The following is a 19,004-nucleotide window of genomic DNA, read 5'->3' as shown; positions in this document are numbered from 1 at the left end:
AACTCACCGGGTCCGTCCGACACGATTGACAGAAATTATTACCTGACTAAAGTCAGACATCATGTTCGACCCCGTCTCCCGCGTCCGCCGCTTCAACCGTGCCGTCACCTCCGCCGTCGGAGCACTCGATACCTCGTTTCTCGGCCGCGGGCGGCCACTGGGTGCCGCGCGCGTGCTCAATGCGATCGGGCACGGGCGTTCGGACGTCGCCGAGATCCGCGACTATCTCGGGCTCGATTCCGGGCTGATGAGCCGGCTGCTTCGCAGCCTCGAGGACGAGGGACTGGTCGAGACCACCGCGCATGCGGACGACGCCCGCCGCCGCGTGGCAAAGCTGACGCGCACGGGCCGGCGCGAATTCGCGGCGTATGAAGCGCTGTCGAACGCGCAGGCCGAGGGCTTCCTTGCACAGCATTCACAGCGCGAGGCCTTGCTCGCGGCGATGGACCTGATCGCTTCCGCACTGACGCGCGAGCGCATTACGCTCGACGAGATGGACCCGCGATCCGAACAGGCGCGCTATTGCCTCGGCGAATACTATGCCGAGCTCGGCCGCCGCTTCAAACAGGGCTTTGACGTCTCGCTGTCGCGCGATCCCGATGCCAAGGACATGCGCCGTCCGCGCGGAACGTTCATTGTCGCGATGTCGGACACGCTGCCGATCGGGTGCGTCGGGCTGAAGGGAACCGATCACGGCTATGCCGAGATCAAGCGTCTCTGGGTCGCGCCCGCCGCGCGCGGGCTGCGGCTCGGCCGGCGCCTGATGGACGCGACCGAGGCCGCAGCACGCGAGCTCGGTATCGCCGTGTTGCGGCTCGACACCAACAGCGCTCTGCCCGAGGCCGCCCGGCTCTACCGCACCACGGGCTGGCGCGAAATTCCGCGCTTCAACGACGATCCCTACCCGGACCTGTTCTTCGAGAAGCGGCTCTAGGTCGTCCGGGTCGGACGCACGACGATCTCGTTGACATCGACATCATCGGGCTGCGCGATGGCGAAGCGCACGGCCCGCGCGATCGCGTCAGGCTGAAGCGCAACGGCGCGATAGGTCTTCATCGCGTCTGCGGCCACGGGGTCGGTGATAGTATCGGCAAGCTCGCTTTCGACCACGCCAGGATGGATGCAGGTGACGCGGATGTTGTCGTGCTCCTGGCGCAGGCCGTCGGAGATCGCCCGCACCGCATATTTCGTCGCGCAATAGACCGCCGCCGTCGGCGACACGCTCAAGGCGCCGATCGAGGCGATGTTGATCACATGGCCGGAGCCGCGCGCCACCATCTCCGGCAGCACCGCGGCGATGCCGTAGAGCACGCCCTTGATGTTGACGTCGACCATCCGGTCCCACTCCTCGACCTTGAGCGAGGCCATCAGCGACAGCGGCATCACGCCGGCATTGTTGACGATGACGTCGACCCGGCCCCAGACGCCGCGGGCGGCATCGGCGAAGGCGGCGACGCTGGCGCGGTCGGTGACATCGAGCGGATGGGCGAGCGCCGTTCCGCCGGCCGCGTTCAGCTCGGCCGCGAGCGCGCTCAGGCGATCGGTGCGTCGCGCGCCCAGCAGAACCTTGGCGCCGGCCGCGACCAGTTCGCGTGCGATGCCCGCGCCGATGCCGCTGGAGGCGCCGGTGATGAGAATGACTTTGTCGATTGGCATGAGGATCTTCCCGTCGCTTTCGGAGTGATTGCAGGGAAGATGGACCGAGGCCTTTGCTGTGATAAGACGATCATATCTAACCACGCTGGCAAGCTGCGCTAACCGATGGAAACCGACCTCAACGCCCTCGCCGTCTTTGCGCTGGTCGCCGAAGAGCGGAATTTTCGGGCCGCCGCAAACCGTCTCGGCGTGACCCGCTCGGCCGTGAGCCAGACCATCCGACGGCTGGAGGAAAGGCTCGGCATCGCGCTGATCCAGCGCACGACGCGCAGCGTCAGCCTGACCGAGGCCGGCGAGCGGCTGCATGCGGAGATCGCCCCTGCCATCGCCGACATGCGCGCCGCGCTCGGCAACACCGAGGCGCTCGGCGGGCGGCCGCGCGGCGTGTTGCGGCTCGCGGTCTCCTCGATCGCCGAGCATTTCCTGTCCGGGCCGTTCCTTGCCGCCTTTGCCGAAGCCAATCCGCAAGTGCAGCTCGACATCACCGTGACCGACGCGGAGTTCGACATCGTCGCAGCCGGCTATGATGCCGGCGTGCGGCTCGGCGAGGTGATCGAGCAGGACATGATCGCGCTGCCGATCGCCGGCGACGAACGCCAGCTCGCGGTCTGCGCGCCGGCCTTTCGCGATCGCTTCGGCGTCCCCTCGCACCCGTCCGAGCTCGCATCCTTTCGCTGCATCGGCTGGCGTCCGGCACCGAACGTTACGCCCTATCGCTGGGAGTTTTCCGACGGCGGCAAGGAGTTCAGCGTCGCGGTGGCACCTGAGATCACAACCAACGACATGGCGCTGATGATCAAGCTCGCCGTGGCCGGCGCCGGCATCACCTTCGGCATGGAGGCGAGCTTCCGCGCCGCGATCGCACGCGGCGAGCTAGTGCCGATCCTGGAGGACTATTGCCCGTTCTTCGCCGGCTTCTATCTCTACTATCCGAGCCGCCGCAACGTCGCGCCGAAGCTGCGCGCGCTGATCGAGCATTTGCAGCGGCGCGCGTGAGCCGAAGGAACCTGCAATGACCAGGAACGAGCTTGCCGCCATCTATCACGACTACATCGCCTGCCTGAACCGGCAGGATTGGCCAGCGCTCGGACAGTTCGTGCACGACGACGTCGTGCACAACGCGCGGCCGCTCGGGCTGTCCGGTTATCGCGCGATGCTCGAGCAGGATTTTCGCGAGATTCCGGACCTGCACTTCAACGTCGAACTGCTGGTGTCGGACCCACCCGCGATCGCGGCGCGGCTGAGATTCGATTGCACGCCGGTGGGGACTTTCCTTGGACTTGCCGTCAACGGGCGGCGCGTATCCTTCTGCGAAAACGTGTTCTACGAATTCCGCGAGGGAAGGATCCGGCAGGTGTGGTCGATCATCGACAAGACAGCGATCGAGACGCAGCTCTGACGCCGCGCCTCGATCTCACGTTTACGCCGCCGCGGGCGCCACCTCGCCTTGCGGCTTCGCGAATGGCTTGAACGTCATCGCCATCAGGAAGGCGCCAAGGCCCATCGCCCAGGAGGCGATGTAGAGCCAGGCGTAGCTGGAGAACGCATCATAGATCAGGCCGCCGGCGAGCGGGCCCGTCGCCATGCCGAGGCTGCCGGCCATCGCCGTGCCGCCGATCACCGTGCCCATCATCCGCAGCGGAAAGTTCTCGCGCACCAGCACCGCGTAGAGCGGCATGGTGCCGGCGTAGATGAAGCCGAAGATGGCGCCGACCGCGTAGAACGTCGCGAGTTGCTGCGCGAAGACGTAGGCGAGCGCGCCGAACGCCTGCAGCAGCAGCCCCGAAACCAGCACCCGCTTGGCACCGAAGCGGTCGCCCATCAGGCCGAAGGCGATGCGCCCGCCGAGGCCGGCAAACCCCTCGATGCTGTAGATCGTCACCGCCGCGACCAGCGGGATGCCGCAGCTGATGGCATAGGACACGGTATGAATGATCGGGCCGGAATGGGTGGCGCAGCAGAAGAAGTTGGTGGCGAGCAAGATGAAGAATTGCGGCGAGCGCAGCGCTTCGCCCATCGACATCTCGTTTCGTGCAGTCCCCTCCTCCATTGGTGCGGCCGCGGCCTGCGCCAGCGCGGGCGGACGGCGCACCAAGAGCGAGACCGGGATCATGATGGCGGCAACCACCAGCGCGATGATCTGCATCGACGTGCGCCAGTCATGGCCGGAGACGAGCCAGGCCGCAAGCGGCGCCATCGTCATCGGCGCCATGCCCATGCCGGCGGAGACCAGTGACACTGCGAGGCTGCGGTTCGTGTCGAACCAGCCGGTGACCGTCGCCATCATCGGCGCAAAGATCGCCGCGCAGGAGGCGCCGACCAGCAGGCCGAACACGAACTGGAACACGATCAGCGAGGTCGCATGGCTCGCGGCAAACAGGCTCAGCGCCAGCACGGTCGACCCGGTCAGCACCACCGGCAGCGGTCCGAACCTGTCCGTCGCCGTGCCCCAGGCCATGCTGGTGAACGCCATCGCCAGAAAGCCGATCGTCATCGCGCTGGAGATGCCGGTCACCGACCAGCCCGTGTCCTTTGCGATCGGCTGCAGGAACACCGGCAACGAAAACATGCCGCCGATCGCGACGCAGCCGAGCAGGCCGCCTGCGGCGACGATCACCCAGCGATAGTGGGAACGAAGCATCTTTGGTCTCCCGTCAGATTTGTTCTGGGTGGAAGACGAATGGGAATTGCGCCGGCCGACAGCGGCACGCCATTTTTGCCGCACGCTTTCGTGACCTGCCAGCAAAAAGTGCGAAAACAACCCCATGCACAGTAGCCGGCCGCTGTGGGATCAATGACTTACGAGGCCCGCGGCTAGCGTTGCCGGGAAACGGTTGCTCCGTCGGGCAAAACACTGGCAGAATGGCATCATCCGGCCGGACTCGCGATCATCGCGATCGGGCATCGGCCCCTTCGGCGCTTCGCGCATCCTGCCCGTTGTAGCGGTCAGATCTCGCTCAGACCCCGCATGAGATTGGGCGTCGACCAGGTCGCGACGCCGGCTCCTGCAAAGTCACGGTCGGTGGTCCAGACGTCGGCCTCGACGCTCCACGCCAAAGCCAGCACGTAGGCGTCGCGCACCGCCCCGTTGCGGCTCGGGACCGCGTCGCGAAGCGTCTCCTCGCACCGGGCAATGATCGGCTCCAACGAAGCGACGGGGACGATGGTCAGCAACTCCGTCAGATCGTCCAGCACATCCAGCAGATCGGGGCGCAGCAACCCGAGCGCGATGCGCCGGCGCGTCTCCTGAACGACACGGTCCGTCGTCACCAGGATCACCTTCTCCGCGGCGGCGAGAAGTGCGCCCGAACTTCGGCCGCGAACGGCGGCGACCAGAATGGCCGCGTCGATGACAAGGGTCGTCGACGGCCGTCTCACGTCTTCCGCTTGCGCGTCAGGGCTTTCACGGCTGCAACCGACCAATCGACCGGATCAACCTCGCCGAATCCGGCCAGCGCGGCATCGTCCGCAGCCGCATCGCGCCCCTTGGCCAGCCGCTCCGCGCGCCCCAGCACGGCAGCCAAGCGCTCCGGATCGGTTGCCTTGAGGGGGATGAGCAAAGCGACCGTCCGCTCGCCGGATTTCACCGGCGTCGGACCCGGCAGCGCGCCGATGGCCTCGCCGGAAATCTTCTGCAGATCACGGATACTGATATGAGCCATACAAGTTACATACAGCCATATGTAACCCAAGGCAAGGTGCTGGCCGCACGCGACGCCGCCTCTGGCACAGCCGACTTGCCCCACATAAGTTCGATGTGAAATCCCGGGGACGCCTTCATGCCAAAGATCGACATCGCCACTGTCCCGGCCCGCAAGGGCTCGGGCTATCCAGCCCCCTTCGACGCCCCGTGCGCCGAGCGCATCCGCAAGCGGCTCGGCAACGCCGGCGGCCTTGCCGATTTCGGCGTCAATCTGATGCGCCTGCCGCCGGGCAATTGGTCCAGCCAGCGGCACTGGCATTCGCATGAGGACGAGTTCGTTTACGTGCTCGAAGGCGAAGTGGTGCTGATCGAGGATCAGGGCGAAACCGTGCTGCGCGCAGGCGACTGCGCCGCCTTCCCGAAAGGCAGCGGCAACGGCCATCACATGATCAACCGCTCGGGTGTGACGGCGGTCTATCTCGAAGTCGGCTCGCGCTCGCCTGACGATCTCACGACATGCTCGGACATCGACATGATGAGCGCGAATTCCGACGGCCGCTTCGTGCACAAGGACGGCACACCCTATCCGGACTAGGCTGTGCATCTATAAACCCGGCGGCGTCATGTGAGTTAGACCCAAGACGGCAGCAATTTTGAGGTTCCCCGCGAACTCGAATGCGAAGTTGCTGAACCGGAAGATCGGCCGATACAGACACGCTGCCGGCCTTAAGAGTTCGTCATTGAATTGACGGCTTCCACAATGGCAGCCGGGTCTGCATGCGTGACCATATGCCCGGCATTGGGCACGGGGTGAAGATCGGACCGAGGCAGCGTTTTATGTAAATCTCGCGCTTGTCTGAGTTCGATCACCTGATCCTCTACCCCGTGGAATATTTGCACCTGGTGGCCCAAGGTCGAATAATCGGCTTGGAATTGTGCTGCGGTTGAAATCAGGAGTGCACTTTCCTCCGCAGCCGCTCTCAACTGTGTGGGCCTGAGAACTAGAGATGCTGGAAATCCATTCTTGAACGTCAGCGGTACAGACCGGGGCGCGAAGATCTTGCGGAGGGCTCCCGGCAAGACGGCCCACGAAATCATAGGCGCGACAGTGTAACTGACCAAGTCGCCCAAGACCGGTATGGCTGGACCTGACATCAACCACACGTCCAATCGGCCGGTCGGGAAGTAGTACCCGGACGCAAGCACAAGACCCCGGATCGCATAATCCTTCCGCAGGCCGAGAGCGATAGCGACCAAGGCGCCCCAAGAATGGCCCAGCACCACAGGATCACGGATCCCGAGTTGCCCGAGCGCCTTCACCAACAGGGCTGCTTGAGCCGGTGCGCCCCATATTCGGAGCCGCGGCCGCTGACTATAGCCAAAGCCCGGGCGGTCGAAGCACACCACGCGGTGAGTGCGAGCAAGTAGATCGACCAGCCCACTGGTTGTGAAGTCCTGGATCATGGATCCGTTGCCATGGAGCAGCACGACGCAAGGAGCGGCGGGATCGCCCCGATCGATATAGTGGAGTATTACGCCGTCGCACTCGAGAAACTTGCCGATTGGTGGATTCCTTCGCTCGGCCAGTTTGGAGAAGCCGATGTTACCGATGACGAGAAGTGCCAATAACAAGGCAGCGATGAACAATACGGTTTCGGCGGTGGTCATTACTGAGCCTTGAGATACAGGGCTAAAAACATCTGCCCCGCAGCGCGGAGCAGACGAGCCAACCAAGGAATAATTGGAAGTTGAAGCGCTCGTTCCTGCGCGCAATGACGGAGGATTGATTAAAAGATCGCTCGCCCCGGAACGGTCCGGAAATGCCCACGTTTGCTCTGAGGATCGCACCTGTGACGGAGAGCAGGATCCGATCTCACCAACAAGAACGATGGAGCAACGAATGGCCAATCCACGCCAGGAGGAAAAGTCCACCCAAAGTCCTCAGGACACAATCCGCCGCGCCGGCGAGAGGACCGCTGAGCAGACCAGACGGATCGGCTTAGCTACCGCCGAGGCCGGGGAGGAGGTGACGCAAGCCAGCGGCCATCTCCTGCGACAAAATGCCGAGATGTTGCAAAACACCTGGCGCTTCGGCGTCGACATGGCCACGGCAATGATGGGCCGCTCGACTGATCAGCTAGGTCGCACGTTCGGTTTGACCGGCAATGAAGCGCAGCGGGCAGCGGAACGCTCGGTCCGCAATGCCGAAGCAATCATGTACTCTACGACCGCAGTCGCCAAAGGAATGAACGATGCGTCGCGCGAGTACTTCGATTTCGTTCGACAGCAGATCGAGAGAACCATGGACCGCACGAATGAACTCTGGCGCTGCCGAACTCCTCAAGATTGGGCGGCTGTGCAAACCGATCTGATGCGCGACACGATCAGTAGCGCCTTGGATACCAGCCGCCGGATGGCGGACTTGTCTCTGAAGGTGGCTGACGATGCTGGAAATCACATAACTCAGAGCATCGAACGCATGCGGCAGGCTGCTTAGGCGCGGCTGCGCAATCATGGCGCACGTGCGCGGCGGAATCTCAGCCGCGCCTGTTCCTGTGACGCTCGCAAATCGGATCCAGATGCGTGGCGAGCCATCCGCACGCTCGACGGTTGACGCACGCCCGACTTACCCCGCCACCGGATCATCCCAGCTGAGCCGTTCTGGCGCGCCGGCGCCATTCGCTGACCGTGAGCCAGACGGCGGAGACCAGGAAGTAGACCGCACCGACCGCGGCATAGCCCGTGACGGTCGCGATCGATGGAGACATCGGCGTCGTGGCCTGGAAGATGAAGAACGCGCCAGCGAGGGCCGACTGGCCGCCGCTGAGCACCATGGCCCATTGCGCGCCAAAACTCTTCCAGCGCCGCACGGCCGTCCCCAGCTGGAGCAATCCGGACAGGATCGCCCAGGCGCCGAACACACCAAGGACCCAATTCATGCTCGCCTGCAACGCGAGGAGGACCGCGATCACGGTCGCAAGGCTGACCACGACGTTCAACATCTGCGTGCGGTTTTGATTGAGCCCACCGCTGCGCAAGCCATCCACAAAATTGGCCGCGGCGTCCCATGCCGGATAGAGCACGAGCAAGACGCCGGCGATCGCGGCAGACGACGGCCCGGCCGCTAACGCGGCAACGACCCACGCGACGGAGAACGCCGCTCGCAAGAAATAGTATTGCTTCAGCCATCGTTCGCGCTCGGCACGAACCAGGTCCAGTTGATATTGCGCCATTGCAGTGTCTCCTTTACCTACTAGTTGGTAGTTTTCGCACGCAGCAAGATGTCCTCACCCCCCGCTCGCCTGCGCGGGGTGCTGTCATCGTCTCGCCGATATCTTTCAGTGCTTGGCGGACAACCGCTCCAGCAGCGGGCCGGTGATCACGCCGAACATTTTTGGATCGCCATAGGCGCGCGCCGACAGCATCGCACCGTGGATGGTTGCCATGAATCCTTCAGCTTCGACCTTGGCCGAGTTGGAGAGGTGAAGCCGCCCCTTCCGCTTGCCGCGCTCCATCACCGACGTCAGCCACGACGCCAGTGCGCGAAAATGCGCGCGGACTTCGAGCGCCACCTCCTCCGGCAGCATCGGGAGCTCGCTGGCGAGCAGCGCACAGACGCAGAATGGCGCCGTCGCGTCCGCAATGCACGCCTCCCAGTACGCAACGTAGCTTTTGAGCTGGTCTCTAGGATCGGGGACATTGCGCTCCAGGGCAGCCAGGCCCGCCTCCGCTTCTTCGCGGTACCGCGACACGAGGGTGCGGACCAGATCGACCTTGCTGGCGAAATGGTGGTGGATGCTCGGCTTGCGGATGCCGACGACGTCGGCGATGTCCGCGTAGCTGAAGCCGTTATATCCGCCAGCGATGATCAAGCTGCGTGCGCAGGCAAGAATGTCGTCGGCGGTCGTGGAAACGTTGGTCATGGCGAGTTAACTACCTTCCAGTTGGTAGGGCGTCAAGAATGGGATGCTTCAACCATCCGTGAGTGGTAGGAGCCCTCAAATGACCATTCGCCCGATCGTCCGCTACCCCGACCGCCGTCTCGCAATGCCGGCCCGCCCCGTCACCGCGTTCGACGAGAGCTTGCGCGACCTCGCGCAGGACCTGCTGGACACGATGCGCGCCGCGCCGGGCATCGGCATCACGGCGCCGCATATTGGCGTGCCCTTGCGCGTCGTGGTGCTCGAGCTCGCCACCAAGGCGGGGCCGCAGACTTACGTCAATCCGGCGATCACATGGGCCTCGCCCGAGATGATCATGCACAAGGAAGGCAGCGTCTCGATGCCCGGCGTCAACGACGAGGTGCAGCGCCACGCCCGCGTGCGGATCAGCTACCAGGATCTCGACGGCAACCTGCAGACCGAAGAGTCGGAGGCCCTGCGCGCCGTCTGCCACCAGCACGAGATCGACCAGCTCGACGGCATGTTCTGGATCCAGCGGCTGTCGCGGCTGAAGCGCGAGCGGCTGGTGAAGAAGTTCGAGAAGATGGCTCGGAATTCGTAGGGTGGATTAGCGACAGCGTAATCCACCAATTTGAGCACGGCGCCGCGAGAGAATGGTGGATTACGCCGGCGGACTGCGCTTCGCGCCGCCGCCGGCTAATCCACCCTACACGCCTTTTCGCGCTCACGCCCTCTTTCCGCTCCGTTTGGTGATCGGCGCGTTGCGGCGCTCCCGCTTGCCGCGCGCGATTTCGGTCGCGAGCGCGTCGAGCTTCGGCTCCCAGAAATTCCTGAACCGACCGATCCACGCGTCGACCGCCTGAAGCCCTGCGACGTCGACCGAATAGAGGCGTCTTTGCGCCTCCGCCCGAACCGTTGCAAAGCCGCTCTCGCGCAGCACCTTGAGGTGCTGCGACACGGCCGCCTGGGTGATCCCGAACTCGCTCCCGATCACCTCGACGACCTCACCGGACGCCATCTCCCCGGGCGCAAGCAGCTCGAGGATGCGACGGCGGACGGGATCGGCGAGGACCTCGAAGGCGTGCATCAGCTTCCCGTGCCCGGATGCGCGATGTCGGGCGGCATCTCGCCGCGATAGAATGCGATGGTGCGGTCCGAGCGCTCCTTTGCCGAAGCCGGGTCCACCCCGCTTGAGACATGCGCCGCGCGCCAATATTCGCCGCTTGTCGCCATGAAGTCCTTGCCCTCAGGCGAGCGCATCCATGCTTCGGCCGTCTCGTGATCGACCGATGCTCCGGTCGCAAGATATCGCTCGAGTCCCGCAAGAGCGAGATCCCAACCGATCCCAACCGCACCTGGACCGAACTGATTCCAGTGGTCCTCGATGATCGCAGTGTGCTCCAGCGTCAAACGCGCCTGACTTCGCTCCGATGTCAGCCTGACATCGATCCAGCTCATCGCGCCACCGAATTCCCATGTCGCGGCAAAATGCGTCGGCGGCGTGCACGCAGTGATGGTGCCGCCGGCATTCCCCTTGACCTGGTATCTTCCCCCGAGCTGAAGGTCTCCCTCGACCGGCGCAAACCAGCGCGGAATGCGCTCTTTGCTGGTCACCGCGTCCCAGAGATCGTCGATGCTCGTCTCGTAGAGACGTGTCAGTGTCACCGTACTGGCCGGTTTTCCGTCCTTCTCGAAATTCTTCACCGAGCGCGTGACAAGCCCCAAGACCCTGGCGACGTCGATCTCCACTTGCGGTCCTCCCCTGCTTTCGTTGAGCACACGGGCAAATATCGCCCCTCACTAATATAAGTCAATACTTATATTAAATGCATTGTGACGGTTTGGCGACGCGTAACTTCGGCCAATCGTTGATACGCGCTGACCGGCCATCGCAGCATCAGCGGGCTCGTTATCACCTGTCCTTAACTGACTGGGGCAATCGAACTGGCGTGGAAGCCGCATTTGATCTAGAGCGACAGAAGGCGGACGGCTGATACCATTCCAAGCCAAAGGTTGAAGATCGACCTTGCAGCAGATCTGGAATCATTTCTGGATGAATGTATCCGCCCTGTTCGAGACGGCGCTGATGCCTTTTCAGGCTGCCGCGCGACTGGTCGGGCTCAATCCATCGGTCGAGCAGACTTACTTCTTCCTCGTCGGCACCGGCTTTGCCGTCGTGCTGTTCGGCCACCTCTATGGGGACCTCGTTCTTCTGCGCAGGGGCCGCCGCACGGCCGGCACGGTCGTCGGCATCGATCCCGGTGACGAGTCTCCCGATCGGCCGATCATCCGGTTCAAGGATGTGTCCGGCCGGGAGTTCACGTTTACCTCGGTGCTGGGCTGCAACGACACCACGCGCCGGATCGGCGCGCAGGTCGAGGTGGACTACGATCCGGCAAAACCCGGCCGGGCGCGCGAAGCCGGCCGTCCGGTGGCAGACCTGCTCTACCTCGCGTTCCTGGCCTTCATCACCGGACTTCCGCTCGGCGCCATTTTTTTCGTCGGTTGAAACTTACGGCTCGCTCGATGGGTTTCGCTGCCTATCGAACGGCCTCGATACCGGCCAGGATCAGATCGACGCCGGCAAGGAATTGCGCGCGGTCGTCATGATCGCGCAACTGCGGCGCCATCTGTCGCACGAACGGATATTTCGCGGGATCGAGCGCCGCCCACCGGTCCGCGACGGATGCAAGGAAGGCCGATCGATCGGTATCGGGTGCATGAACGCGGGCGTTCGCGGCGTTCTGCCCGGCAACACCGAGGATGTAGTGCACGAGCGCGGACGCGGAGTCGAACTGCGCGATCCGGGGCACGCCGAGCGCCTCGAGCCGGCCGCCGACGCTCTCGACGATCTCCAGCATCGCGGGTCGCCACGGCTCGCGGAAGAGCTGCGCACCTACCCAGGGATGGACGTCGATCGCGTCGAACACCCCAAGAGCCACCGCGCGGATTGCCTCGCGCGGCTTGGCGCCGCTGACGATCTCGCTCATGACGCGCGCGATCACCGCGTCGGTCGCCGCAGCGAGCAGCTCGTTCTTGTCGGCGACGTGCCAGTAGATTGCGCCGCTTCCCGTCGCGAGATGCGCAGCGAGCGCACGGACGGTCAAAGCGCCCTCGCCGCCGCTGTCGAGAATGTCGATCGCGGCCGCGATGATCCGCTCGCGGGACAATGCGTCGGTGCGGCGTTCAATTCGGTGAGCCTTCTTCGCCATGGACGCCATCTTGACATGAATGGAACGTTGCTCCAATACTATGGAACATCGTTCCATAACCTTCGTAAAGAACGCCCGATGACGCCACCGGTCACGATTGTCGGTGCAGGCCTCGGCGGCCTCACCCTCGCGCGAGTCCTCCACCTTCATGGCGTTCCCGCCACCGTCTACGAGGCCGAAGCTTCGGCGACGGCTCGCACACAAGGCGGAATGCTCGACATCCACGACGACAGTGGACAGCTCGCGCTCAAGGCGGCGGGCCTGTTCGACGAGTTCCGCGGCCTCATCCACGAGGGCGGCCAGGCCTCACGCGTGCTCGACCAGCACGCCCACGTGTTGCTCGACGAGCCCGATGACGGCAAAGGCGGACGGCCCGAGGTGCATCGGGGTGCCCTGCGGCGCCTGCTGCTGGACTCCCTGCCCGCCGAGGCGATCCAATGGGGCAAGAAGCTCACCGGTGTTGTCACACATGGCGCCGGGCGGCATGAGTTGACATTCACCGATGGCTCCAGCGTGAGCACAAACCTGCTCGTGGGCGCGGACGGCGCGTGGTCGAAGGTGCGGCCGCGGCTGTCGAATGCTGAACCAAAATATGTCGGCACTTGCTTCATCGAGATGTATCTCCACGACGCCGACGCGCGGCACAAGGCGACGGCTGAAGCTGTCGGCGGCGGTGGACTGTTCGCGGTCGCGCCCGGCCAGGGCATCTTTGCGCATCGCGAGCCCGGGAGCACGCTGCACGCCTACATCGCGCTGAACCGGCCCGCTGGATGGATCGCCGGAATCGACTTCAGCGACGGCCCCACTGCTGCCGCGCGCATCGCGGCCGAGTTCGACGGCTGGGCGCCGGCGCTCACCGCGCTGATCACCGCCGCCGACACGCCGCCGGTGCTGCGCATGATCCATGCGTTGCCGAACCAGCATCGCTGGGAGCGCGTGGCCGGCGTCACCCTGCTCGGCGATGCCGCGCATCTGATGCCGCCCGCCGGCGAAGGCGCCAACCTCGCAATGCTCGACGGCGCCGAGCTCGGCAAGGCCATCGCCGCACGTCCCGACGACATCGAAGCCGCGCTTGCGAGTTACGAAGGCGCGATGTTTGCCCGCAGCGGATCAGCCGCGGTGGGCGCGCATGAGATCCTGGAGCTCTGCCTCGGCGAACGCGCGCCGTCTAGCCTGGTGGAGTTTTTCACGGGCATGCGCGAGATGGCGCAGGACCTGTAGGGTGGGTTAGCCCTGCAGATGCGCGAAGCGCATCTGCTCGGCGTAACCCACCACTATGTGTCCCCGCGGAAGCTGAAGAGGTGGATTACGTCAGCAGACTGCGCTTCGCGCAGCCGCGGGCTAATCCACCCTACGCGACCACACCTATTTCAGCGGCAGGAACAGCTCCGCGACCGTCTCATGCTCCGGCACTTCCGGGAAGAAGCTCAGGCGCTGGCAATAGATCGGGAAGTCGCGCACCTCCTCGCCGCTGGCCGGAAGCCAGTCGCGATAGAGATAGAGCGCGGCGGGCTCCAGATTGTCGGTGTGGCCGACGACGCGCAGCACCGCGCAGCGGCCGCCGGGGATCTCGCCGGCCTCGATCCCTTCGCCGTCCGCAGCGATCAGCTGGTCGGTGCCGACGCAGAGGTCCACGCTGTAGTCGGCGGGCGTCGAGGGACGCCGCTCGGAACGCCAGACATTGAAGGTCGGGCTTGTGCTGGGATGCAGGCCGGCTTTCCTGCGCCAGGCGATGAAGCGCTGGATGGTGGCGGGCAGCGTCGCCGGGTCGCCGCGATGCTCCATGATCGCCACCTTCGTGGTAGGCACATCGCGGATGGTCACGTCGTCGGTGGTAAAGGTCTTCTGCATGAGCTTGCTCCTCGCATTGTCGAGAGGCCCGAAGGCCGCAAGCCACGGCTCCCAGTCGGGAGAGTTCCGGAACGACGACGGCGATTGCCCGAACCGTCGCCGAAAGGCGCGGGCGAAGGCGTCCGGTGCGTCGTAGCCGGCCTCCATCGCAACGTCCGTGACGCTTTCGGCGCCCGTGTAGGCCAGCCGATGCGACGCGCGCTTCAGACGGGCCAGCTGGACATAGCGATGCACTGATAGACCGAAGGTCGCCGTGAACTGCCGGTGGAAATGGAATTTCGAGAAGGCTGCAACAGCGCTCAAGCTGTCCAGGTCCAGATCATCGTCGAGATGCCGGTCGATATGCTCCAGCACCCGCCGCATCCGGGCCTGATAGTTCTGCAGCGCCGCCTTCATCGTCCCTCCTCCGTGACGGCTGCAGTTAGCCGCAGACGGCCGTGGTGCGCTCGACCGATCTTGCGGTTTGGCAGGGAAGAACGCGTAGATTGCCCTACCCGCCCGCCATCAGCTGCTTCGCCAGCGCCATGTAGGCCGGCAGCGTCACGGGATCGTTGGCGGCGTTGCCGGCGACGGGGTGCGAGGCGTAGCGCGCGATCACCATCTCGGCTTTGGGATCGACATAGATGCCCTGGCCGTAGACGCCGCGCGCCATGTAGGCGCCGTGCTCATTGTGCGTGCCCCACCATTGATTGCGGTAGGAGGCGCCGGGCAGCGTGATGTAGCCGGCCGGCTTGAATTTTTCGGGGTCGCCGCCGCGCGCGATGTCCTCGACCACACTCGACGGCACGATCTGGTGGCCGTTGAAGCGGCCGTGGTTGCGCATGGTCTCACCGAAGCGGGCGAGATCGCGCAGTGTCGTGGAAAGACCGCCGCCGCCGCTCTCGGTGCCGATGCGGTCGACGTGATAATGCGCGTCCTCCTCCGCACCCATCGGCTGCCAGATGCGCTCGGAGAGCAGATCGGACAGCGTCATGCCGCTGGCGCGCCTGATGATCCAGGCGAGCACGTCGGTGTTGACGGTCTTGTAGGCGAAGGCCTTGCCGTGCTCGCCCTGCTTCTTCTGCGCGACGAGGAAATCGAAAATATTAGTCGGGCCGTCATAGTCGGGCGGGATCGGCGCCATGCCGTTGGCGCGCCTGAGGCCCCAGACATGCGAGTTCTTGTCGGTGTAGACCTCGGTGTATTCGAGGCCGGTGGTCATATCCATGACCTCGTGCACGCGCGCATCGCCAAACGCGCTCGGCTTCAGCTCCGGCACATAGTCCGTGACGGGCGCCTGGGGATCGATCCTGCCCTCGGCGACCAGCATACCCGCGAGCACGCCGGTGAACGACTTGGTCACCGACATCGCGATATGCGGCTTGTGCGGCTTCAACGCGCCGAAATAGCGCTCATAGATCAGCTTGCCCCGATGCAGCACCGCGATGCCGTCGGTGTAGGTCTCCTCCAGCATTTTTGCGAACGTCATCGGGCGGCCGTCCATCGTAATCGAGGACGACGCGCCGATGTCGTGGTCCTCGCGCGGCAACACCGAGGCCGGCCCCGGCCCACGCCAGACGTTCACGGTCGGCACCAGCTGGCGCACATTGCTCCAGGCCCAGCGCAGCTCGGGGAAGCTGCGGAAGGAGCCGTTCTGGAATGTGATCGTCCGCGCCGGCGCCGGCGGGAAGCCGCGCATCCAGCCGAGGGTTTCGGGATCGGTCTCGGCGGATGTTGCGGGCGGCTGGGCGGCGACGGTGGTTGACATGGACGTTGGCTCCGGAGCAGGCGTGGCAGGTGTCGTAGCACCGGATGAAACGGCAGACATCCCGCGTTTGTGCTGGGCACATACGCGCCAGAGGTGACGGCCACACCTGCGACGACGTCGTCGTAGCTGCGGCCGTCATTCAAACGCCAACGGTCTTCACCGAGGCCAGGCGAAACGCCCTACCCTTTTCGCCCCGTGCGCTTCTTTGCCTTCACCGCGCGCTTACGTCCCGGCGCCGCCGTTCGCGCCGGTCCGCGTGGCGCGCGGCCGCCGCTGTCGGCGGTGAGTTCGGGGCGTAACCTCGCGAGCTTGGCGCGGTCGGGCATCAGGTCGGCAAAGCCGGCGAGCACGCTTGGCGCGGGCGCACCGTCGCCGGCGGCCATCGCTGCCGGCGCCTCGGTCTGGCTGAGCGCCTGCAAGCGCCGGCACGCTTCACCGAGATGATAGGCATCGCCGCCGAGCGCGACCCATTTGCCGACCTCGGGATGCAGCACGAGATTGGCCGAATGGTTGTCGGTGGCGCTGGTCGGATAATCGACGAACACGTCGATGCCGGACTGCACGCCCACCATCACGCCCTGCGCCGACCACGACACCGCGACGTCGACGCGGTAGCGGCCCGGCTTCTCGAAGGCGAAGCCCGCCGTGCTCCAGAACAGTTTTGCCGAGGCCGTGACGCTCTTGCCGGGCTCGAGTTCGGCGAGCTTTGCGTGCTCGCACAGGATCACGAACGGCCGCACCGGCCGCTCGCGCCCCTCGCCGTCTGTGACGGTGATCGACGTGAACAGGGCCTCGGTGCTGACGTCGTTCGGCGCGCGCAGCGACACGCCGCTGTTGTTCGTCATCGTCCAAGTCAGATCCAGCGGCTGGCCGAGCGCGACGCGGTCGGTCGTGGCCGTCACCGTCAGCGCCAGCTCGGAAGGCTCGAAGTCGTGCCGGTCGGCGGCTTGCGGCGCGCCGGTCGGGAACCAGCTTGCGAACGGCCATCCGCCCGGACGAATGACGGGATCGGGCATGTGATTGAGGTGATGCCGGACATTGGTGTTGTGCGCGAGCTTGATCTGGTCGGGGAATACGCCGGGCGCGCCGGTCGCGGGACCGCCGAGCACGTCCGCGACGCTCGGCGTCGTGGTCATGATCGAGTTGTCGGCCGCCGTCTCCTGCTCCTGGTGGATCTGGTTCAGCGTGTGGGTCAGCTCGTGGGTCGCGCTGCGCAGGAACGCACGCGGCACGTCGCGCTGCTTCTTGTTGGCGGCAAGGCCGAAGTTCGAGGAGTCCGCGACGGGATAGCCGTCATCCGAGAAGCTGGCGCAGCCCTCGCGGGGCACGCCGATCTGATCGTACATGATGCCACGCGAGCAGCCGAGCTTTGCGGGCACCACGATCATGTGCACGCGCCATTCGGTGTCGAGGTTGGTCGACGGCTTGCGTACGCTGGTCATCAGCGCGTGCAGGTCCGAAGAGCTCCAGCAATTGGTCGCCACCACGCCTGCAGGCACGGGAACGTTGAGCTGGTCCTGCACCACCGTCAGCTGCCAGCCGGTCTTGGCAAAGACCGTGTCAAAAAACTCCGTGCCGCCGGCGCCATCAGGCACCGGTGCGGGCCTGACGGCGCCGGCCAGCGTGTCGATCTCCAGCGTGCAGCGGCGGAAGAACTTTGACACCCAGGCCAGCGTGACGCTGCCCTTGTCGACGCCGCCCTCGAACAGCCGGCCCTGGTAGAACGGCCCGCCGGTCAGGGAGAACGGGAACGGCGCCGGCACCTTTGCAAGCTTCATCGTCACGGTGCGCGACGGCGTCGACGGGAACGTGCCCTTGAACTGGCCGGCCGGCGGCTGCGTGTAGTTGAACTGCTCGGCGACGATCGTCAGCTCGCACTTCTTCGGCACCGGGACCGCGATCGGCGCGGACACGCTGGTCACCCTGAGATAGGAATGATAGCGCGCGCGGGGGAAGATGGGGATTCTTGGCCTGCGGATCGGAAGCGGAATCAAGGGCTCATCGACCGCGCTGAGCGACGCGGCAAGGCTCGTCAGGCCTGCGTCCGCTGCTGCTTCATCTTCGTCCCTGTTGCCCACAGGCGGCAGCGGCGGGATCGGCGGGATCGGACCGATCACAGGCCGCTTCGAGTAGAGATCGCCGCTGACGATCAGATGGTCCGCGCCGCCGTCGGGCGCCGAGCGATCGACGCGCAGCGTGCCCTCGAAGGACACGAGGCCGGCCGTCGGCCTGATGTTGATCTGGTAGCAGCCTTCGCGGAAGTCGAGCCTGCAGAGCCTGAACGGCGGAATCGGCTGCAGATCGGTCGAGGCCGCGTGGTCGCCGGCATCGTCATCGCTGAAACTGATCTGGCGCGACAGGGGGACCTGCGGCTTCATGGCCGGCGCGACCGAAGCCTCGGTCATCTTCGATAGGCTTGTCGATTCATGCTCTGAGCAATTGCACATGTCGTAATCTCCTCGTTGAAAACGTGGAGGCGATCGACATGAGCAGCGGGCTCGTTGGCGGTTGAAGCGAGTTTCTTGTTGGCCAGGGCGTAAAAAATCGGGCGTGAAAAAAATCCGGCGCGCAATCCTAGAGCATGATCCGGACCCGGAGGGCCGCGTTAGCGCAAAGTGCGAAGCGGTTTTCCGGAAAGATCATGCGTAAACAACAACCTAAAGCGCGATGACGATTCATCCAAATCTCATCGCGCTTTAGGCGCGCCGGTACGTCACAAGACAGCCCTCTGAATCCGTGAACTCAAATCGGTCGGCCTCGAGTGAAATGTGATAGGTCACAAGCTCATCGTTCGCCGTCCCGACGACGAGTGTCTTGGAATCTTCGAGACGGTAGATTCCCGCATCCCACCACACCATGCCCTGCCCTTCGCCGCGCATGCCGCGGTAGGTGCCGGCCAGGAATGTGAGGGTGGCGGGATATTTGTCTGCGCACGCAGCCGCCGTGGTTTTGGTCCACGTCCCAACCATGCTCTGTCCGTGTGTGTCAGCCAT

22 protein-coding genes are annotated in these 19,004 nt (G+C 64.8%); 8 read left to right on the top strand and 14 right to left on the bottom strand.

The window, feature by feature from the left end; translation table 11 throughout:
- The first annotated feature begins 61 nt into the window (after nucleotides 1–61).
- Complete coding sequence (locus ACVJ19_RS27010; RefSeq protein ID WP_453952212.1) at nucleotides 62–934, top strand: bifunctional helix-turn-helix transcriptional regulator/GNAT family N-acetyltransferase; 873 nt, start codon at nucleotides 62–64, stop codon at nucleotides 932–934.
- Here the strand turns inward: ACVJ19_RS27010 and ACVJ19_RS27005 are convergent.
- Nucleotides 931–1,656 (bottom strand): SDR family oxidoreductase, encoded by a 726-nt coding sequence (locus tag ACVJ19_RS27005; RefSeq protein ID WP_453952210.1) that lies wholly within the window; start codon nucleotides 1,654–1,656, stop codon nucleotides 931–933. The genes ACVJ19_RS27010 and ACVJ19_RS27005 overlap by 4 nt on opposite strands.
- Nucleotides 1,657–1,761: 105 nt before the next feature.
- On the opposite strand from ACVJ19_RS27005, the gene ACVJ19_RS27000 reads away from it, so the two are divergent.
- Complete coding sequence (locus ACVJ19_RS27000) at nucleotides 1,762–2,652, top strand: LysR family transcriptional regulator (RefSeq protein ID WP_453952208.1); 891 nt, start codon at nucleotides 1,762–1,764, stop codon at nucleotides 2,650–2,652.
- Nucleotides 2,653–2,668: 16 nt separating this feature from the next.
- Nucleotides 2,669–3,055: an ester cyclase gene (locus ACVJ19_RS26995; RefSeq protein ID WP_453952206.1), complete on the top strand. Its 387-nt coding sequence runs from the start codon at nucleotides 2,669–2,671 to the stop codon at nucleotides 3,053–3,055.
- A gap of 21 nt (nucleotides 3,056–3,076) precedes the next feature.
- On the opposite strand, the gene ACVJ19_RS26990 is transcribed toward ACVJ19_RS26995, so the two are convergent.
- From ACVJ19_RS26990 to ACVJ19_RS26980, 3 genes are all read right to left on the bottom strand, one after another.
- The gene (locus ACVJ19_RS26990) at nucleotides 3,077–4,297 is read right to left on the bottom strand and encodes an MFS transporter (RefSeq protein ID WP_453952204.1); all 1,221 of its coding nucleotides are present in this window, start codon (nucleotides 4,295–4,297) and stop codon (nucleotides 3,077–3,079) included.
- A 305-nt stretch (nucleotides 4,298–4,602) separates the two neighbouring features.
- Nucleotides 4,603–5,034: a PIN domain-containing protein gene (locus ACVJ19_RS26985; RefSeq protein ID WP_453952202.1), complete on the bottom strand. Its 432-nt coding sequence runs from the start codon at nucleotides 5,032–5,034 to the stop codon at nucleotides 4,603–4,605.
- On the bottom strand, nucleotides 5,031–5,318 hold the full coding sequence (locus ACVJ19_RS26980; RefSeq protein ID WP_211409437.1) for a hypothetical protein: 288 nt from the start codon (nucleotides 5,316–5,318) through the stop codon (nucleotides 5,031–5,033). The genes ACVJ19_RS26985 and ACVJ19_RS26980 overlap by 4 nt, the downstream gene beginning before the upstream one ends.
- Nucleotides 5,319–5,435: 117 nt before the next feature.
- On the opposite strand from ACVJ19_RS26980, the gene ACVJ19_RS26975 reads away from it, so the two are divergent.
- Complete coding sequence (locus tag ACVJ19_RS26975; RefSeq protein ID WP_453952201.1) at nucleotides 5,436–5,894, top strand: cupin domain-containing protein; 459 nt, start codon at nucleotides 5,436–5,438, stop codon at nucleotides 5,892–5,894.
- 131 nt (nucleotides 5,895–6,025) lie between these two features.
- Here ACVJ19_RS26975 and ACVJ19_RS26970 read toward each other — a convergent pair whose 3' ends face one another.
- Nucleotides 6,026–6,967, bottom strand: coding sequence for an alpha/beta fold hydrolase (locus ACVJ19_RS26970; RefSeq protein WP_453952199.1), 942 nt, complete (start codon nucleotides 6,965–6,967; stop codon nucleotides 6,026–6,028).
- A 232-nt stretch (nucleotides 6,968–7,199) separates the two neighbouring features.
- Here ACVJ19_RS26970 and ACVJ19_RS26965 point away from each other — a divergent pair, with 232 nt between their 5' ends.
- On the top strand, nucleotides 7,200–7,796 hold the full coding sequence (locus ACVJ19_RS26965; protein ID WP_453952197.1) for a phasin family protein: 597 nt from the start codon (nucleotides 7,200–7,202) through the stop codon (nucleotides 7,794–7,796).
- Between the two features lie 145 nt (nucleotides 7,797–7,941).
- Here ACVJ19_RS26965 and ACVJ19_RS26960 read toward each other — a convergent pair whose 3' ends face one another.
- The gene (locus ACVJ19_RS26960) at nucleotides 7,942–8,532 is read right to left on the bottom strand and encodes a DUF308 domain-containing protein (protein WP_453952195.1); all 591 of its coding nucleotides are present in this window, start codon (nucleotides 8,530–8,532) and stop codon (nucleotides 7,942–7,944) included.
- Between the two features lie 105 nt (nucleotides 8,533–8,637).
- A complete protein-coding gene (locus ACVJ19_RS26955; RefSeq protein ID WP_453952193.1) occupies nucleotides 8,638–9,222 on the bottom strand; it encodes a TetR/AcrR family transcriptional regulator in 585 nt (194 codons plus the stop codon).
- Nucleotides 9,223–9,301: 79 nt separating this feature from the next.
- Here ACVJ19_RS26955 and ACVJ19_RS26950 point away from each other — a divergent pair, with 79 nt between their 5' ends.
- Entirely contained in the window at nucleotides 9,302–9,802 is a 501-nt protein-coding gene (locus ACVJ19_RS26950; protein ID WP_453952191.1) for a peptide deformylase, read from the top strand.
- Between the two features lie 123 nt (nucleotides 9,803–9,925).
- Here the strand turns inward: ACVJ19_RS26950 and ACVJ19_RS26945 are convergent, their stop codons facing one another.
- Nucleotides 9,926–10,288 carry an ArsR/SmtB family transcription factor gene (locus ACVJ19_RS26945; RefSeq protein ID WP_453952189.1) on the bottom strand — a complete coding sequence of 121 codons (363 nt, stop codon included), beginning with the start codon at nucleotides 10,286–10,288 and terminating at the stop codon, nucleotides 9,926–9,928.
- The gene (locus ACVJ19_RS26940) at nucleotides 10,288–10,950 is read right to left on the bottom strand and encodes an SRPBCC family protein (RefSeq protein WP_453952187.1); all 663 of its coding nucleotides are present in this window, start codon (nucleotides 10,948–10,950) and stop codon (nucleotides 10,288–10,290) included. The genes ACVJ19_RS26945 and ACVJ19_RS26940 overlap by 1 nt, the downstream gene beginning before the upstream one ends.
- 304 nt (nucleotides 10,951–11,254) lie before the next feature.
- On the opposite strand from ACVJ19_RS26940, the gene ACVJ19_RS26935 reads away from it, so the two are divergent.
- On the top strand, nucleotides 11,255–11,710 hold the full coding sequence (locus ACVJ19_RS26935; RefSeq protein WP_453952185.1) for a DUF3592 domain-containing protein: 456 nt from the start codon (nucleotides 11,255–11,257) through the stop codon (nucleotides 11,708–11,710).
- 31 nt (nucleotides 11,711–11,741) lie between these two features.
- Here the strand turns inward: ACVJ19_RS26935 and ACVJ19_RS26930 are convergent, their stop codons facing one another.
- On the bottom strand, nucleotides 11,742–12,563 hold the full coding sequence (locus tag ACVJ19_RS26930; RefSeq protein WP_453952183.1) for a TetR/AcrR family transcriptional regulator: 822 nt from the start codon (nucleotides 12,561–12,563) through the stop codon (nucleotides 11,742–11,744).
- On the opposite strand from ACVJ19_RS26930, the gene ACVJ19_RS26925 reads away from it, so the two are divergent.
- Entirely contained in the window at nucleotides 12,492–13,634 is a 1,143-nt protein-coding gene (locus ACVJ19_RS26925) for an FAD-dependent oxidoreductase (RefSeq protein WP_453952181.1), read from the top strand. The genes ACVJ19_RS26930 and ACVJ19_RS26925 overlap by 72 nt on opposite strands.
- A gap of 144 nt (nucleotides 13,635–13,778) precedes the next feature.
- Here the strand turns inward: ACVJ19_RS26925 and ACVJ19_RS26920 are convergent, their stop codons facing one another.
- The 4 genes from ACVJ19_RS26920 to ACVJ19_RS26905 form a co-directional block, all read right to left on the bottom strand.
- Nucleotides 13,779–14,660, bottom strand: coding sequence for an AraC family transcriptional regulator (locus tag ACVJ19_RS26920; RefSeq protein ID WP_453952180.1), 882 nt, complete (start codon nucleotides 14,658–14,660; stop codon nucleotides 13,779–13,781).
- Nucleotides 14,661–14,754: 94 nt separating this feature from the next.
- Nucleotides 14,755–16,011 carry a serine hydrolase domain-containing protein gene (locus tag ACVJ19_RS26915; RefSeq protein ID WP_453952178.1) on the bottom strand — a complete coding sequence of 419 codons (1,257 nt, stop codon included), beginning with the start codon at nucleotides 16,009–16,011 and terminating at the stop codon, nucleotides 14,755–14,757.
- 179 nt (nucleotides 16,012–16,190) lie between these two features.
- Entirely contained in the window at nucleotides 16,191–18,416 is a 2,226-nt protein-coding gene (locus ACVJ19_RS26910; RefSeq protein WP_453952176.1) for a hypothetical protein, read from the bottom strand.
- A gap of 291 nt (nucleotides 18,417–18,707) precedes the next feature.
- Nucleotides 18,708–19,004 carry a hypothetical protein gene (locus ACVJ19_RS26905; protein WP_453952174.1) on the bottom strand — a complete coding sequence of 99 codons (297 nt, stop codon included), beginning with the start codon at nucleotides 19,002–19,004 and terminating at the stop codon, nucleotides 18,708–18,710.

It is taken from the genome of Bradyrhizobium sp. USDA 376 (genome assembly GCF_054063675.1).
This window is presented reverse-complemented; position numbering and strand designations above follow the sequence as displayed.